Raw genomic sequence first — 15822 nt, forward strand, 5'->3', positions numbered from 1 at the left:
CAACTGCAAGGCAGTCCTTGATTTTTGCAGATAAATGTATTATCATAAAGAAAAACAGATTTTGGAGGGCTTATAATGAGTAATAAGAAAATAGGCTTTATCGGTGCAGGCAATATGGCTACTGCAATCATCAACGGAATGATTGGCAATAAGGCAAAAGAACCATCTATGATTTATGTATTTGACTTAGACAATGCAAAGCTTGATATTATGAAGCAAAAGGGTGTAAATGCTTGTGCAAGTGCTAATGAGGCTGTTGAAAAGAGCGATATTATCGTTCTTGCAGTTAAGCCACAGAACTACGAAGAAGTTCTTCTTGGTATTAAATCAAGTGTAACAGCAGAAAAGGTTTTCGTAACAATCGCTGCAGGAATTTCTATAAGCTATGTTACAGAAACTCTTGGTGTAAATTGTCCTGCTGTAAGAGTTATGCCAAATACTCCACTTTTGCTCGGCTATGGTGCAACAGCTATGTGCCGTTCAGAGAATATTTCTGATGAAGACTTTAACGAAATTTATAAGATGTTCTCACTCAGCGGAGAGGTTTGCCTTTTCCCAGAAAGCAAGATGAATGAGGTTATTTCTATAAACGGCAGTAGTCCAGCATATTTCTATCTTTTTGCTTTAGCAATGAAACAATATGCCGAGGAGGCTGGCTTTGACGGCGAAACTGCTCTTAAACTTATTGCAAAGACAATGGAGGGCAGTGCTCATATGATTCTTGAGAGCGGAGATACTCTTGAAACACTTATTCAAAAGGTTTCATCAAAGGGTGGCACAACAATAGCTGCACTTGATGTAATGAAGTCAAAGGGTATTCCTGAGGCAATCAAAGAGGGAATGGCAGCTTGCACAAAGAGAGCTGAAGAATTAGGCAAATAAGTCTTTGTAGATATTTTATAGGTCATAAAACATATCCGCCCTTCATATTATTTAACGAGATGTAAAACAGGTAGAGGAGTTAAATAATTATGAAGGGCATAGTTTTTACAAAACCAAAATTTTTAAAAAATCTTTTCAGACGCAACAGACCGAAATTTGACATCAGAAAAAATGCTATGTTTCTGTTGCTGTGCTTATTTTTGCTCGTTGGAGTAATTTTAGGCGTTATCTGTGCAAGAAATGGGGACAAGTCACTTATAGAAAAGCTTGATTTTCTATTTCTGACAGATTTTGAAAATAAGCGTAATATGGGCTTGTTTTCGGTTTTCTCTGCAAGCTTTGCCTCTGGATTTTTGCTGCTGCTTGCAACATTTCTGCTTGGAATTTCTTCGTGGGGCTTTTTCGTCCTGCCTGCCATACCACTATTTAAAGGTTTTGGTTTTGGAATTTCAACAGGCTATATGTATGCCGCATATGGTGCGTCAGGAATTTTCTATAATATTCTTGTTGTACTTCCGGGGGCGTTTATTTCAGCCTTGATTTTAATTATAATATCAAAAGAGAGTTTCAGATTTTCTTGGGATATTATGACTTCGCTAAGAGGATATAAATCTGATATTTCGGGAGAATTTCGACTTTACATAGTAAGAATATTTTGGGCATTGATAGTTCTTGCAGGTGCATCTGTTATAGATATGCTGTTTTCGCTTGTATTTTCGGGCTTGTTTTCCTTTTCTTGAAGTGATATAATATAAAATAGTTTGTCGAATAAGCTTATCTTGACATAGCGGATATCGACAGGACTATTAAAACTCAGGAGAAATAATAATGTCCAATTCTAACAGTAAGCCTGAAAAGAACGGTGCTTTAATTGATTTTCTCACCAATGTTCTGACAGAGAATTTTAAAAAGCTTGTTCTTACAAATTTATTGCTTGATATACCGCTTGTAATAATAGCCGGAATCATAGCCTTAATATCATATCTGCTCGGCGGAATTTATGTATTTATTGTAATGCTTGTTATTCCATTGCTTGCACCGTTTTCGGCAGGTGTTTTCTATATAGTAAGAAACATAGCCAAGGGTGAAAAGATAAAAATTGTAGAGCAGTTTAAGCGTGGTATTAAGGATAATGCGTTTCAGTTTTTTATACAGGGAATAATACATTACCTTGTTTTCACCGGTTTTTATTTTGCGTTTGAATTTTATCGGAGCGACCTTTCAAATCCGCTCATAATTTCCGCATTAGTAGCAAGCATAATAGTTGCACTGATTTATCTTTTTATGACCTTTAATATGGGTATGATGACGGTAACAGTAAAGCTGAAATCAATAGATATTTTCAAAAACTCGCTTTTGCTTTCATTTATGGCGATAGTTCAGAATGTAAAAACGCTATTAGCAATGTTGTTTATATTTGCATTGATATTTTCTGTAACTATTCTTATTTCTGATATGACTATTGTTATTTGTGTTCTTGCGGCACTTGTGCTTATTATTTTGCCAACTCTTATTTTTCTTGTAATTGGTTATAACTCATATCCTGCAATAAAGGATTTTGTTATTGATTCTAAAACAGAGAAAAAGCCACAGGAAGAAAAAAAAGTTATGCTACCACAGCTTACGGCAGAAGAACTTGAAGAATATGCTGAGGGCGACCCGAACGAATATGTTTATGTAGATGGAAAGATGGTTAAGCGAGCAACGGTTTTGAAAATGATTGAGAAAATCAAAGCATCTGAGGAGTCACAGCAATAACAAATTTTAAACAAAATTTAAAAGTCCACAGCTCAAATAATAATGAGCTGTGGACTTTTTATATAGCTGAAATATTTAATCAATAATATGGGCTGGAATCTCCTCTTTTGCGTTTTCTTATAGCTGTTATTATAATGCTTATTACTATTATAATAATGCTTATGACCGATACTATGAATATTGCCGGCATTGTTGCTGTAAGATATTCAAATACATCATCTACATCTTCAACCTGAGTAAGAATACCCTCATCAGACCATTTATAAGAATCATAGAGCGTACTTGTACAATCAATTTCAGATTCTCTGCCTTCGTGTTTATGCAAATCAAAATAGTAATCACTTTTTAAGAGATATTTATGACTTATTGAAAATGATACTCCGCCAATAGGGTCATCCCAGGTTACATCTACATTGTAATATTTCCCGTTAAGCTTAACTACATTCCATATATGATTAAGTTGTTCGCTTTTAGCAGTAGTATTTTCTATGCCACACTGCTTCATAACATAGCCGAAAAGTCCGGTATATGCCATACAAGTGCCTTGACCAGTCAAAAGCATATTGTATACATCAGAACTTCCCTTAGTTTCGTCATAGCTATAATTTTTTACTATATAATCGTGACAGGAATGTATTTTATCAAAATCGGTTTCTGATTTCATAATCTCATCAGTTATAAGTTGAATTCTTGAATTAAAATCATTAACCTTTATTCCAAGTTCAGAATCGCTGTATTTAAATGAAAAGTATATTGAGATGGCTTCGTCGGTTTGCTCCGAATAGCTTACTTTATATTCCTTTTCAACATAAAATAATTGAGGATTTTTCTCTATAATACTTGTAACAATTTCGCTGACATCATTTTTTTGGATATTATATCCGCTTATATCAATTTCATCATTGAAGCTTTCAAGCTTATCAACGATAAGCTGCTCAATATATGCTCTTGAGTTACCCTCATAAGCATATGCTGTCAGTGGTATTGCTGTAAGGAATGCAAGAATTAAAGAAATTATCATCTTTTTCAGAGCAATCACCCTTAATTAAATAATGATACCTTGACAATTTGCTTATTAGAAAATACTACAAGCTTACCGTTATCATCTTCCTTGATTGCGATAGAATCGAAATGTTCAGGCTTATCATAATCTGTGGTGTAGCCGTCATCATCATAAAGAACATATTCGCAAGGCTTATCTGCATACGCTATAACTTCAAAACGAGAAGTATCAATATTGTCTGTGCGGTCTGTTGGTTTGCAGAGTGGAAGAAGTTTATTTTTTCTCATAAAGAGTGGTACTTCATTCAATGCGACATCTATAAAATGATAACCCTTTGGAAGAAGCGCATATTTTCTTTGTGTTGGACTTGTGAATTTAATATAAAGCATATCTTCAGGCAGATATACATATCTTCCCCTTGCATTTTGAGTATATACAGGAGTGAGCATAAGTCCGTCACCAAACATAAGTTGGTCTTCGACAGAAGATACAAAACTATCTTCAGGGTAATCAAAAGAAAGCGGTCTGAACATCATCTTATCAGAAAGAGCCGCTTTCATATATTCGCTATAAATATATGGAATCATACTATATCTGATTGAAATTATATTCTTGAAATCTTCTGTGCTACCGAAATTGTAGCATTCCTGAGCTCTTGTTCCGAGGGCTGAGTGGTTTCTCATAAGTGGAGTAAATATTCCGAAAGCAAGCCATCTGAGCAATAAATCTCTTGTGCAGTTACCGCCAAAACCACCAAGGTCTGCACCTGTATAAAGAAAACCGCACATATTAAGCGATGGCATTTGTTTGATATTCATAAGAAGATGAGCCCACCATGATTGGTTATCGCCTGTCCAGATACCGCCATATCTGTGCATACCGATATATGACGCTCTTGAGAAAATCAACATTCTCTTATTTGGGTCGAATCTTTCAAAAGCTTCCGCAGCAGCACGAGTCATATTATAACCATAAAGATTATGCACAAGTTCGTGGCAGAGAACCTTGCCGTCCATATTATGATAAAAAGATGCATAGTCCTTGTCGCTATTGGAAAGACCTGTGAATTTATCCTTTAATTCAAAGAATGAATTTATATCCAAATCTTTTCCTTGTGCCTCTTTTGCAGCCTCAAGTGCAGATGCCAAACCCTTCTCGCTATAAAAGATTGCCGGTTCATTCATATCATTCCAGAAACCTTCTATTCCGTCATCAACAAGAGTTTTATATTTATCTCCAAACCATTTACGGGTTTTTGAGTTTAAAAAATCAGGAAAATGTGTTTTTCCGGGCCAAACTCCAGCGGTAAAATCACTTCCATTAGCAGTTTTGCAGAAATGATTATCACGAACACCCTCAACATAAACATCATAGCCATCTTCAATTTTAATGGCAGCGTCTATAATAGGAACGAGATGAATACCTTCATCTCTCATTTCTGAAACAAATTCCTTGAAATTAGGGAAGGATTTTTTATCAACTGTAAAATCTTTATAACGCTCCATATAATCAATATCAAGATATACTGCGTCAAGCGGAATACCGCTCTCGCGATATTTTTTTACAACCTTGCGAACATCGTCAGCCGTACGGTAACTCCAACGGCTCTGTTGAAAACCAAAAGCCCATTTTGGAGCAATATAACTTCTGCCGATAAGTCCTCTGAATTGTCTTACAATATCGTAAAGACTTTCGCCTGTAATAATATAAAGAGCAAAATTTCCGTTTTCACAATCAATAGAAAGTATATTACTGTCAGTAAAGCCGATATCAAATGTAACCTTTGAAGGCGTGTCTACAAAAACACCGAAACGCTCAAAGCCATCAATTAATATGAAATTATGAGCACCATAGAGTGAGCGTTTTTCTTCTGTATGAACAGGGTCATCATTACAGAAACTTGTATAAATATATCCACGCTTATTTATTCCACGATTAGCTTCACCAAGACCATATATAATATCAGCGTCAGTCATACCAAATTCGAGGCAATTTGGCTTATAGTCCTCTTCATAGAACATATCAGGTTTATCATTTTCCGGAAAGATATTAACTACAACCGCACCTGTTTCAATCGGAGAACCATAAATATACTTTTTTATCATATCAGACTTACCCTCCAAAATATGTTATTTAAAAAATCATATAAAAATCAAGTCTTTATAAATTTTTTAAAAAGAATTATTTTTAAAGTTCTTAATATGATTATATCATATAGTTAGATAAAATCAAGACATTGTATCCACTATTTACAATTTTTTATGCACTATTGATAAAAAAATTGATGACAAAAAGCATACGGTATGATAAATCAGATGCTTTCTAAAAAATCAAATATAATTCGCTGATTATTACATTACTGCCTCTAAATTTCGTTTTTAATTTTCTCTAATGCACCTTTTTCGAGCCTTGATACCTGTGCCTGACTTATTCCGATTTCCTTTGCAACCTCTGTTTGCGTTTTTCCTGCAAAAAATCTTAAGGAAAGTATACGCTTTTCTCTCGGTTCAAGTGAGCGGATAGCTTCTTTTAGTGCTATTTCATTGAGCCAGTTCATATCGTCGTTTGCATCACCGACTTGGTCCATTACATAAATAGTGTCTGCTCCGTCGGAAAAGACGGGTTCATATAATGACACAGGTTCTACTATCGCTTCAAGAGCTAAAACAACTTCTTCTTTTTTTATGCCAAGTTCCTTTGCAATTTCTTCAACAGAAGGTTCTTGATTTTTTTCGGCAGTGATACGCTCTCTTACCTGCATTGCACGATATGCTGTATCACGCATAGAGCGACTAACTCTTATGGCATTATTATCTCTAAGGAATCTTCTCACTTCTCCTATTATCATAGGTACGCCGTAAGTAGAAAATCTCACATCAAGAGAATTATCAAAATTATCAATCGCTTTTATTAAACCGATACAACCGACTTGAAATAAATCATCAGGGTTTTCACCTCTGTTGGCAAAGCGTTTTATAACACTTAAAACAAGTCTGAGATTTCCGTTTATCATATCTTCTCTTGCTTGTTTTCTTTGTTCCGGAGTTCCCTCGTGCATAATTTTAAGTAGAGCCTTTTTTTCGTTTTCGCTAAGAACTTTAAGTTTAGATGTATTTACACCACAAATTTCAACCTTTGAAAATTGCATTATATAAACCCCACTTTCTTTGATATTTTTTAGTATTAGCAAGAAAGTATGGCTTAATTCAGATTTAGGATTTTTATTGTTTGATATACACATGAATAACATATCTTATATAGATGCAGTAGCTTTTTGAGTGTATAATAGGAAATATAATTCATTATTTTGTATATTTAGTTAAAATTGTTTCGTAAAGATTGAAATATGTCAGAATTGTGGTATAATATCTTAGATATTGAATTTTTACGGAGGCTATATAAATGGATTATAAAGTAGCAATGTCAATGACTAATAGCAGCTTTAATCCTTCGGCATTGACTGTTATTGTACCAATTTTTGACGGAACCTTCAAAAATAAACTGAGTGCTACTCTCGATTCGATTCTCGATCAGATAGATATTGAACAAAATCAGATTAAGGTTATTGTTATAAATGGTATAAATTCTAAATCTTGCAGAAAAACCTGCGAAAAAGAAAAATATAAGAAAACCTTTGGCAATATTCTTAATATGGTAAGTTCTCCTGCGGATAGTCTTGCGAAAGCTATGAATATTGCATTACCGCTTGTTGAAACAGATATTTTTACAGTAATTAACTGCGGAGATATTATAAACAATAATTACCTTTCATCAGGACTTGAAAGATTTAGAAAAACGCCTGGAACAGATGTTGTTTCCACTATGGCTTATTGTATAAATAAGGCTATTACCACAAGTAAGGAAGCATATCTTTTCAATCTTTCAAAGTATAATAGATCTATGATTATCGACCTTCATAGAACACCGCAGTTTTTTCACGATTCAATCTATGCTTGTTTTATAAAGACAAGCACTGCAAAAGAATTACGCTTTAATGAACAGCTTAATTATGATGCAGGAAATGATTATATTATAAGACTTCAAGCCAAGAAAATGGCTCTATCGACGGTTTCTGATTGCTATTATAGCTTCCGTATGCCACAGGAAGACCAATTTATGTATTATCTTCCTGCACATTTCAAGGAATGGTATACAGAGGAAACAACTGAATTTTTAATCCCGCTTTTGAGCGAAATTAAGGACGAAGATGGCAAAACACCTGAATTTGTTCAGGTTGCAGCGATGTTCCATATTGCAATCCGTTTTCTTGCTAACCTTGATAATAGAAATAAGCGTACAATGGACGATGAAGAACTTCAGGATTTCTTCAGAAAGGTTCGTGCAATTCTTAACCTTATTGATGACGCAACTATCTTAAATAAGAATAAGTATAAGATTCTGAAATATAGTGCAGAAGCCGCTTTGATGTTTGAGAGAATTAAAAATGACGGCGATATAGATTTATCATACACATATTTCAAGAGAAATGTCAGAATTAACTTTAATGATGTTGAGTTGCTTGCAGTAAGTACGCTCAAGGTCGGTATTCATGTTATGGAATATCATAACGGACAGCTTGTTATAGACGGTTCTTTCAGAGGAATTATGCCTTTTGAAAACTATAAGCTCTATGCAAGCTTTAACGGCGTAGATTATGAGCTTGAAAATAACGACAGATATTCTCTTACAAAATATTTTGGAATAAGCGCTTATAAGAAATTTACTTTCCATTTAGCTCTGGACCTCAAAAGAGCGAGAAACAAACAGAGATTGTATTTCTATGCTGTTGTAAATGGTGAAAGAGTAAATCTTGGAATTTCTTTCTTACATCACTGGGCAAAGCTTACAGCTTCACCAAAGGGCGCTTATTGGAGATTTAACGAATATACAGCAGTTTATGACAGCAACACAATTCTTATAACTAAGGCAAGCGCTAAGGATACTTTCAAAAAGGAAATGAATTTCCTTAAAAATACTTTCCCACAGAGTAAGAGTATGTTCCTCAGAAGAATTGCTTATTGGGTTACAAGACCGTATTTCAAAAATAAAAAAATTTGGATTATGTATGATAAGCTCTATAAGGGCGGAGATTCGAGTGAATATCTCTATCGTTTCTGTAAAGGAAATAAGGACGGCATTACTCGCTACTATATTATAGATAAGAATACTCCGGATTATCGTAAGCTTAAAAAAGACGGTATGAAGCCACTTAAAAACCATTCATTAAAGCATAAGATGGCTTTCCTCAATGCTGATGTAATCCTTATTACAAACAGCAATACTTTCCCGTTTAATGGCTATTCTATGGAGTATTCAAGATTTATTCGTGGACTTTGTAATTTCTCTACAATGTGCTTACAGCATGGACTTACGGTTCAGAAATGTGCTATGGCTCAACAGAGAATAGTTGATAATACAAAGCGTTATTTTATCGCATCAAAGTATGAGTATAATAACCTTATGCACCATGCATATGGTTATAAGGGCTTTGATTATGTTCGTCTTACAGGTATCGGCAGATATGACGGACTTGTATCAAATGACCAAAAGCAAATCTTGCTTTCTCCTACATGGAGAATGTATAATGCTATGCCTGTTACTACAAGTGAGGGTGAACAGAGAGCATATAATCCTGATTTCAAGAATACAGTTTATTATAAGATTTATAATGACCTTATAAATAATGAAAAGCTTATCTCAACAGCCAAGGAATGTGGCTATAAGATTAAGTATCTTCTTCACCCGATTGTAAGTGCTCAGGCAAAGGATTATACTCCAAATAGTGCGGTTGAGGTTATACCATCAGTGGGTGATTTAAGCTATGAGAAAATTCTTACAGAATCAAGTCTTATGGTTACTGACTATTCTGGTGTACAGTTTGACTTTGCTTATATGAAAAAGCCACTTGTATATTTCCACCCAACAGAACTTCCCGCTCATTATGATGACGGTTGCTTCTTCTACGATACTATGGGCTTTGGTGAAATTTGCACAACTTCAGAGCAGCTTGTAGATACTCTTTGCGAATATATGCGTCAGGGCTGTAAGATGAAGCAGAAATATATTGATAGAGTTGATGATTTCTATAATTTCCATGACCATAATAACTGCGAGCGTATATATAAGGAAATTATGGATTATCAGAAGATTGTTGATAAGGATAAGATGAGAACAGGTAAATAATTTATCGAAGGGAAATTATTTTATGGAAATAGCTGTTGTTTTAATTATATTTCTTTTTTGGATTGCATTAGTCGTAGGCATATGTGCATTATTTGTATGGATTTGCAAAAAAATTGCAGAATCTAAAGGTTTGCCAAGTTCGTATATGTGGTTTGGACTTTTAGGAGTATTGGGTATAGTTATAGTTGCCGTTATGGGACCTTCATACCCTCAGTACCCACAATATCCGTCACAAAATGGACAAAATCCATATCAACAACAAAATAATTATAATCAGCCAAATACATATTTTGGCAACAATCCATATCAGCAACCACAGCAACCACAACAGCAACAGAGTTACTGCCCACATTGTGGTGCCCCTGTTGATGGATATTCTATTACTTGCGATCATTGTGGACAAATGCTCAGATAAAAATTTCATCTAAACAGCAGTAAGATAAAAAGCATAATCCCTAAAAAGAACTGGGGATTATGCTTTTTTATGTTCTGAGATTATTCATTATATAATAGTGCTTGTAATTTTATATCATTAACAGTATAATTGAATAGATTTACAAATGAAGTATATTACTTATATATAATTAGGATTATTAAAATAAAGAGTGTGTTTAAGTATGTTAAAAATAGCATTATGCGATGATGATAAAAAATTTATTGAACTTTTTTCGAGGATGATAAAAGACTATACAAAAAATAATTCAGATATTGTGGATACTTTTATAAGTGCTGATGAACTTTTAAAATCAAACACAGATTATAATTTAATTTTTCTTGATATTGATATGCCCAAAATCAACGGAATACAAGCGGCTAAATATTATGAGGAAAATAATACAGCGATTGTATTTGTTACAAATAAAGAAGCTTTAGTTTTTGAGGCTTATAACGCCACCGATTCCTTTGGATTTATAAGGAAAAACAAATTGAAAGAGGATTTTATAAGCGTTATAAAACGCTTTGAAAAGCATAATCAGCGTATCAATTTTTTAACCCTTAAAACCAATACTGGGATTATTAAAATAAAATTTTCTGATATTTACTATATAGAAAAATTCATAAACAGTATTATTGTACATACAAAAAATGAAAATTTTAAAGAGAGAAATACCATTTCAGCATTGGAAAATATATTGAAAGATTTTGGTTTTATAAGATGTCATATAGGCTATCTTGTAAATCTTGATTATATTAGTTTAATAAGTGATAAAGAACTTTTGCTTTCAAATGGTATGAAAGTGCCTGTAAGCAGAAATAAAATTCAGTTTGTTAAGTCGGAATTTCTTAAAAGGAGTGCATTTATCAATGACTAAGATTCCTCGTATAATAAAATGGTTGATTCTTTCGATATTGATTTTTGGTGTCGTCTTTGTGACATTATATCTCTACGCCGACAAAATTATATATAATAATTTTTTGTACATATCAAGTAATAAGCTCAAGGCTTTAGTCTATACATCGTGGATTTATTTAAGTGTTTTGATATTGTATCTTATAGACCGCAGGAAAAAAATCAGATATAAAAACCGAAATTATATAGATATGCTGGTATATATAATACTTCCGCTTGTGGCTATTATAGTAGTCGGCAAATGCTTTTATGAAGCTTTAGAACCTATGGAACAGAACTATAACAAGATAGATTATTATAAATATGTGCTTATGGCAATGATTATAAGTTTTTTGATAATTATACCTATTGATACTATTATCAAAAATAGTAAGAAAAAAAGTAAAGAGCTTGTTATGCAAACTGAACAGGAAATGTATAAGAGGCAGATAGATGATGCTCGAAAATATATTGAAGAAATTGCGACTATAAAGCATAATATGAAAAATCAGATATTATGTATGTCTGAATTACTTGCAGATGAAAACATAAGCGAGACACAGAAATTATGCAAAAATATCGAATCTGAATTAAATAAAACATCTTATGTCTTTAATACGGATAATTTATATCTCAATTCTATTTTAAATGTGCTTTATAAAAAAGCTACAGAAAATCATATTGATATAAAGGTTGTTGTAAAAAGCAGTTTTAAGAAAATAAATGGTTCTGATTTAATCTCATTATTGGGAAATCTTGGTGATAATTCCATTGAATCCTTAGAGACTATATCTCCTGAAAATCGTAATCTTCAAATAGCGATGTCCGAAAAAGGAGCTTATTATATTTTAACTTTTATGAACTGTATTGAAAAATCAGTTTTAGAAAATAATCATCAGCTATTTTCATCAAAACCTGATAAGCTTTATCATGGGTATGGTATAAAAACAGTAAGAAATATCGCTGAAAAATATGATGGAATAGTTAATATATCTGAGGAGGATAAAATATTTAAGGTAAGTGTTATGTTGAAAATACCAAGTATAACAAAATAAGCACCAACTATCACAAAGCTATTTTGTAATAAATTAAAAGTTGTTATATTTAAGTTGAAAGGATTAAGTTTTCAATCCGATATACTTAAATATAACAGCTTTATTTTATATATAAGAAGGTGTTTTTTATGTACAAAATATATTATTGAATTGAAAGAAGATTTAATAAAGTATTATTTGTGAGGTTGGTGGTTATATGAAAATATCAGCAAAACATTTATCAAAAACATATAAGCAGGGTAATATTATAGTTGAGGCACTAAAGCCTTGTAATTTTGAAATTAACAATGGAGAACAGATTGCAATAACAGGTACAAGCGGTTCTGGAAAATCTACGCTTCTGCATTTACTTGGAGGACTTGAGCAAGCCACTGGTGGAATTATAAGTTATGACGATATCAATTTTTCTGAAATGTCGCAAAATCAATGTGATGATTTTCGTATGGAACATATCGGAGTAATTTTTCAATCATTCAATCTTTTGCCTGAACTTACTGCATATGAAAATATAATTCTTCCTCTTATGCTTCAAAATAAGAAAATAAATAAGTCATATGTAGATAAAATTATAGACCACCTTGAGCTTAAAGACAGAATAAATCATCTGCCGGGACAGCTTTCAGGTGGTCAGCAACAAAGAGTAGCAATAGCAAGAGCTTTGATAAATAGACCTTGTCTTTTATTATGTGATGAACCTACAGGAAATCTTGATAAAAAGAGTACACAATCGGTAATAGACCTTTTGTTTGAAATGTCAAAAGAATTTTCAGTTACGCTTCTTGTAGTAACTCACGATGAAAATATAGCGAAAAGATTTTCAAGGATTATGACAATAAGTGATGGCATTTTGGGCGGTGATATATAATGAAAAGCTATTTATATCTTACTAAAAAGTACATAAAATCATATCCGAAACGATGTATAGGCATAGTTTTATGTATATCATTATTCTTGTTTGCTTTTCTTACTATTCTTTGGTACAGTGATAGTTTTAAATATACTATTGTAGAAAGTGCAAAAATAAAAAATGGTTTATATGAATATATTGGATTTAATGTAGATAAGTTTACGGTATCTGAAAATGAAAGTACACTTATTGATGAAGGAAACGGTATTCTAAAAGGGCTTTGGAAAATTTACGATAATCAAAATGATATTTGGATTGGTGATGCAAATGAGAATGTATACAAACTTTTACCGCTTGAATTTATATCAGGAGAAATGCCAAAATCAGCAAATGAAGTTGCAATAGAAAAGAGTACATATGATAAGCTTAATTTAAGTAGTGAAATAGGTGATACAGTAGAATTTACAATTAAAAATTCGGACGGAAAATCAGAAAAGAAAAGCTTTATTTTAACTGGAATCACAAAAAATTTTTCCAATAAATTAAAGAATTTGAATGATGAAACAAAAGATATTTTAATACCTTCAATATTAACAGTAAATCAAGATGTTACTCCCAACTATATTCATATATTCGCAAAGGAAGATTCTTATGTATCAAGAAATCTTAATACGGAGTATTATTACTTTAATGACAGCAAAATTGAGTATACTTCAAATTTAAAAGCAAGCGGTTTAATTTTAAATTCAATGTCTTTATTCTTTGTTTTTACTACTATTATGGGAATTATATCTGTTTATGTATATTTCTTTAAAGAGCAGGAGCAATATTTAAATTCACTTAGATGTATAGGATTTTCAAAAAGGAAATCAAGAAGATTTTTGTTTATTCAAAGCTTAATAATATGGTTAAGTGCTTTAACTATTGCGGTCATTGCATCTATAATTGTACTCTGGTTATTACAGTTTATATCGTCGTTTTCATCTAAGCAGATGTTCATAAATTTGAATCTTGTAAGCTTAATATCTACCGCATTGCTTGGAATATTAGTAATTGTTATTTCGTTTAATATTTTGCTTGGTCGTTTTTATAGAAATACTCCGTTGAGAGAAGCAATTTACACACCAAGAAAGGCAAGAAAATCACAGACAAATATTAAAAAATGCTGGCATAAGGCTTATGGCAGAAGATACAGACTTCAAAATATAACCTGTATTATGATTATATTTTTCTGCGTTGGAATGTCTATATTCGGTTCTTTTGTACCACTGTTTGCCGCAAGAGGTTCAACATTTTACGACCCGGAAGGTTTTCCGAATAATGCGGATTACTTTGTACATACATTAGGTGGAGGAAGTAGCAACGAATATTATATAGATTTTCCTATTGGTAGCGGAATAAATCATAAAATGGCAGATAGAATTATTTCTGATGATAGGGTAAAGGTTATAGACGCCTCATCTTCAGAGCTTTTCAGGGTACTTTATCTTACTTCTAAAAATCCTGAAAATAAATTACTACATAAATATGCTGTTGAATTGCGTCCTCCGGAATATAATTTCGTATTTAACAATAGTAAAAAAGATGAAATAATTAAACTTGCAGGAGGAAATAATAACGGTACAGACCAATTATTATGTATGTCTATTTTGTGTCGATCATACGACTCACTGATAGATAGCGAATTTAAGTTTGTTGATGGCAAGCTTGATGAGAAAGGCTATAAAAATGGAATAGAAGTAATAGCACCTGATGATTTATGTTCTATTGGCGATGAATTTACTATGATTATTCCAATTCCTGATAAAGATGCAACTGAAAGAGATATAAATGAACATATAAAATTTGAGGTCGCTAAGGTTAAAGTTGCCGCAACATATTCTAAAGAGCAATGTGACAGCGATAGAATTATTATATCTACGGAATATATTTTTTCAGTTTATCCAAGTATGAATTATGATAATCTACTTTTGAAAAATCTTGCACCTGATGATAAAAATTGGACAGAAGAACTTGAACAAAATCTTGATACGCTTAATTCGGCCTCGTTAAAAACAAAATACTATAATTTTGCAGAAATGCGGAGGGAATTTTATGACCAAGTGAATTTAGAAACATTACAAATTATTGTTAGTGTATTTATATTCATAGTAATAATTTTAATAGCGATTGTTTTTTCGAGTTATATTCAGGTTTGCTCAAATCTTAAAAGCTATATTATGATGAGAGCGATAGGAGCGAGAATAGAAACCGTACAAAAATTGATTATCAATGAAATAAATCGTACATTGACTACCGGAATTATATTAGGAACTATTTTGGGTAGTGCAATAGTAGCATTTTTCTCTATATTTGGTAGAAATATCAAATTATGGGATATATATCTTTTCTATGTCGCACCCGTTTTTGTAGCAACTGTAATATTACTCTATTCCGGAAGTAGAATAGCAGTAAAACGAGCAGTTCGTTCTATTATTAATCAGAATATAATTGAAAAGCTGAATACTGTAGAATAAATTGAAAAAATTTTTATTTTATATGAAATTTTAAGGTTTATCTAAGGTTCGGCAGATAGAATGTATTCATAGCAAATGAGCTGTGAATATAAAAATAACTCGGCTATACATAAGAGTTGATGCCATAGCAATAGTTATGGCTGAGCCAACGACTCTATGTTCGTGACAATAGCCCCACAGCATTATATATAATAGATTACTAGGGCACAGTCTAAATTGGCGGACTGTGCCTTAGACAATTTTATGGG

The 15822-nt window shown here is 32.5% G+C and carries 12 protein-coding genes; 9 read left to right on the top strand and 3 right to left on the bottom strand.

Annotation, left to right across the window (positions count from 1 at the left end):
- Positions 1 to 75: 75 nt before the first annotated feature.
- The 3 genes from proC (at position 76) to ACLU24_RS02115 (ending at position 2640) form a co-directional block, all read left to right on the top strand.
- On the top strand, positions 76 to 882 hold the full coding sequence (gene proC, locus ACLU24_RS02105) for a pyrroline-5-carboxylate reductase (protein ID WP_412610030.1): 807 nt from the start codon (positions 76 to 78) through the stop codon (positions 880 to 882).
- A gap of 89 nt (positions 883 to 971) precedes the next feature.
- Complete coding sequence (locus ACLU24_RS02110) at positions 972 to 1622, top strand: stage II sporulation protein M (RefSeq protein WP_412610031.1); 651 nt, start codon at positions 972 to 974, stop codon at positions 1620 to 1622.
- A gap of 88 nt (positions 1623 to 1710) precedes the next feature.
- Positions 1711 to 2640 carry a hypothetical protein gene (locus tag ACLU24_RS02115; RefSeq protein ID WP_412610032.1) on the top strand — a complete coding sequence of 310 codons (930 nt, stop codon included), beginning with the start codon at positions 1711 to 1713 and terminating at the stop codon, positions 2638 to 2640.
- Between the two features lie 79 nt (positions 2641 to 2719).
- Here ACLU24_RS02115 and ACLU24_RS02120 read toward each other — a convergent pair whose 3' ends face one another.
- The 3 genes from ACLU24_RS02120 to sigG form a co-directional block, all read right to left on the bottom strand.
- Positions 2720 to 3661 carry a transglutaminase domain-containing protein gene (locus ACLU24_RS02120; protein ID WP_412610033.1) on the bottom strand — a complete coding sequence of 314 codons (942 nt, stop codon included), beginning with the start codon at positions 3659 to 3661 and terminating at the stop codon, positions 2720 to 2722.
- Between the two features lie 20 nt (positions 3662 to 3681).
- On the bottom strand, positions 3682 to 5748 hold the full coding sequence (locus tag ACLU24_RS02125) for a glycoside hydrolase family 31 protein (protein WP_412610034.1): 2067 nt from the start codon (positions 5746 to 5748) through the stop codon (positions 3682 to 3684).
- 260 nt (positions 5749 to 6008) lie between these two features.
- Positions 6009 to 6791 (bottom strand): RNA polymerase sporulation sigma factor SigG, encoded by a 783-nt coding sequence (gene sigG / locus ACLU24_RS02130; RefSeq protein ID WP_412610035.1) that lies wholly within the window; start codon positions 6789 to 6791, stop codon positions 6009 to 6011.
- Positions 6792 to 7045: 254 nt separating this feature from the next.
- Here sigG and ACLU24_RS02135 point away from each other — a divergent pair, with 254 nt between their 5' ends.
- The 6 genes from ACLU24_RS02135 (at position 7046) to ACLU24_RS02160 (ending at position 15574) form a co-directional block, all read left to right on the top strand.
- Entirely contained in the window at positions 7046 to 9826 is a 2781-nt protein-coding gene (locus ACLU24_RS02135; RefSeq protein ID WP_412610036.1) for a CDP-glycerol glycerophosphotransferase family protein, read from the top strand.
- Positions 9827 to 9848: 22 nt separating this feature from the next.
- Positions 9849 to 10241 (top strand): zinc ribbon domain-containing protein, encoded by a 393-nt coding sequence (locus ACLU24_RS02140; RefSeq protein WP_412610037.1) that lies wholly within the window; start codon positions 9849 to 9851, stop codon positions 10239 to 10241.
- A gap of 202 nt (positions 10242 to 10443) precedes the next feature.
- Positions 10444 to 11139: a LytR/AlgR family response regulator transcription factor gene (locus ACLU24_RS02145; protein WP_412610038.1), complete on the top strand. Its 696-nt coding sequence runs from the start codon at positions 10444 to 10446 to the stop codon at positions 11137 to 11139.
- Positions 11132 to 12211 carry a sensor histidine kinase gene (locus tag ACLU24_RS02150; protein ID WP_412610039.1) on the top strand — a complete coding sequence of 360 codons (1080 nt, stop codon included), beginning with the start codon at positions 11132 to 11134 and terminating at the stop codon, positions 12209 to 12211. The genes ACLU24_RS02145 and ACLU24_RS02150 overlap by 8 nt, the downstream gene beginning before the upstream one ends.
- 196 nt (positions 12212 to 12407) lie before the next feature.
- Positions 12408 to 13076, top strand: coding sequence for an ABC transporter ATP-binding protein (locus ACLU24_RS02155; protein WP_412610040.1), 669 nt, complete (start codon positions 12408 to 12410; stop codon positions 13074 to 13076).
- On the top strand, positions 13076 to 15574 hold the full coding sequence (locus ACLU24_RS02160; protein WP_412610041.1) for an ABC transporter permease: 2499 nt from the start codon (positions 13076 to 13078) through the stop codon (positions 15572 to 15574). The genes ACLU24_RS02155 and ACLU24_RS02160 overlap by 1 nt, the downstream gene beginning before the upstream one ends.
- The last annotated feature ends 248 nt before the right edge of the window (positions 15575 to 15822 follow it).

Origin of the sequence: Pseudoruminococcus sp., assembly GCF_047012705.1 — a bacterium.
GTDB lineage: Bacteria > Bacillota > Clostridia > Oscillospirales > Acutalibacteraceae > Pseudoruminococcus.

Coding starts and splice junctions, on each gene's coding strand:
- proC (WP_412610030.1), top strand. CDS start 76: ATGAGTAATAAGAAAATAGGCTTTATCGGTGCAGGCAATATGGCTACT.
- ACLU24_RS02110 (WP_412610031.1), top strand. CDS start 972: ATGAAGGGCATAGTTTTTACAAAACCAAAATTTTTAAAAAATCTTTTC.
- ACLU24_RS02115 (WP_412610032.1), top strand. CDS start 1,711: ATGTCCAATTCTAACAGTAAGCCTGAAAAGAACGGTGCTTTAATTGAT.
- ACLU24_RS02120 (WP_412610033.1), bottom strand. CDS start 3,661: ATGATAATTTCTTTAATTCTTGCATTCCTTACAGCAATACCACTGACA.
- ACLU24_RS02125 (WP_412610034.1), bottom strand. CDS start 5,748: ATGATAAAAAAGTATATTTATGGTTCTCCGATTGAAACAGGTGCGGTT.
- sigG (WP_412610035.1), bottom strand. CDS start 6,791: ATGCAATTTTCAAAGGTTGAAATTTGTGGTGTAAATACATCTAAACTT.
- ACLU24_RS02135 (WP_412610036.1), top strand. CDS start 7,046: ATGGATTATAAAGTAGCAATGTCAATGACTAATAGCAGCTTTAATCCT.
- ACLU24_RS02140 (WP_412610037.1), top strand. CDS start 9,849: ATGGAAATAGCTGTTGTTTTAATTATATTTCTTTTTTGGATTGCATTA.
- ACLU24_RS02145 (WP_412610038.1), top strand. CDS start 10,444: ATGTTAAAAATAGCATTATGCGATGATGATAAAAAATTTATTGAACTT.
- ACLU24_RS02150 (WP_412610039.1), top strand. CDS start 11,132: ATGACTAAGATTCCTCGTATAATAAAATGGTTGATTCTTTCGATATTG.
- ACLU24_RS02155 (WP_412610040.1), top strand. CDS start 12,408: ATGAAAATATCAGCAAAACATTTATCAAAAACATATAAGCAGGGTAAT.
- ACLU24_RS02160 (WP_412610041.1), top strand. CDS start 13,076: ATGAAAAGCTATTTATATCTTACTAAAAAGTACATAAAATCATATCCG.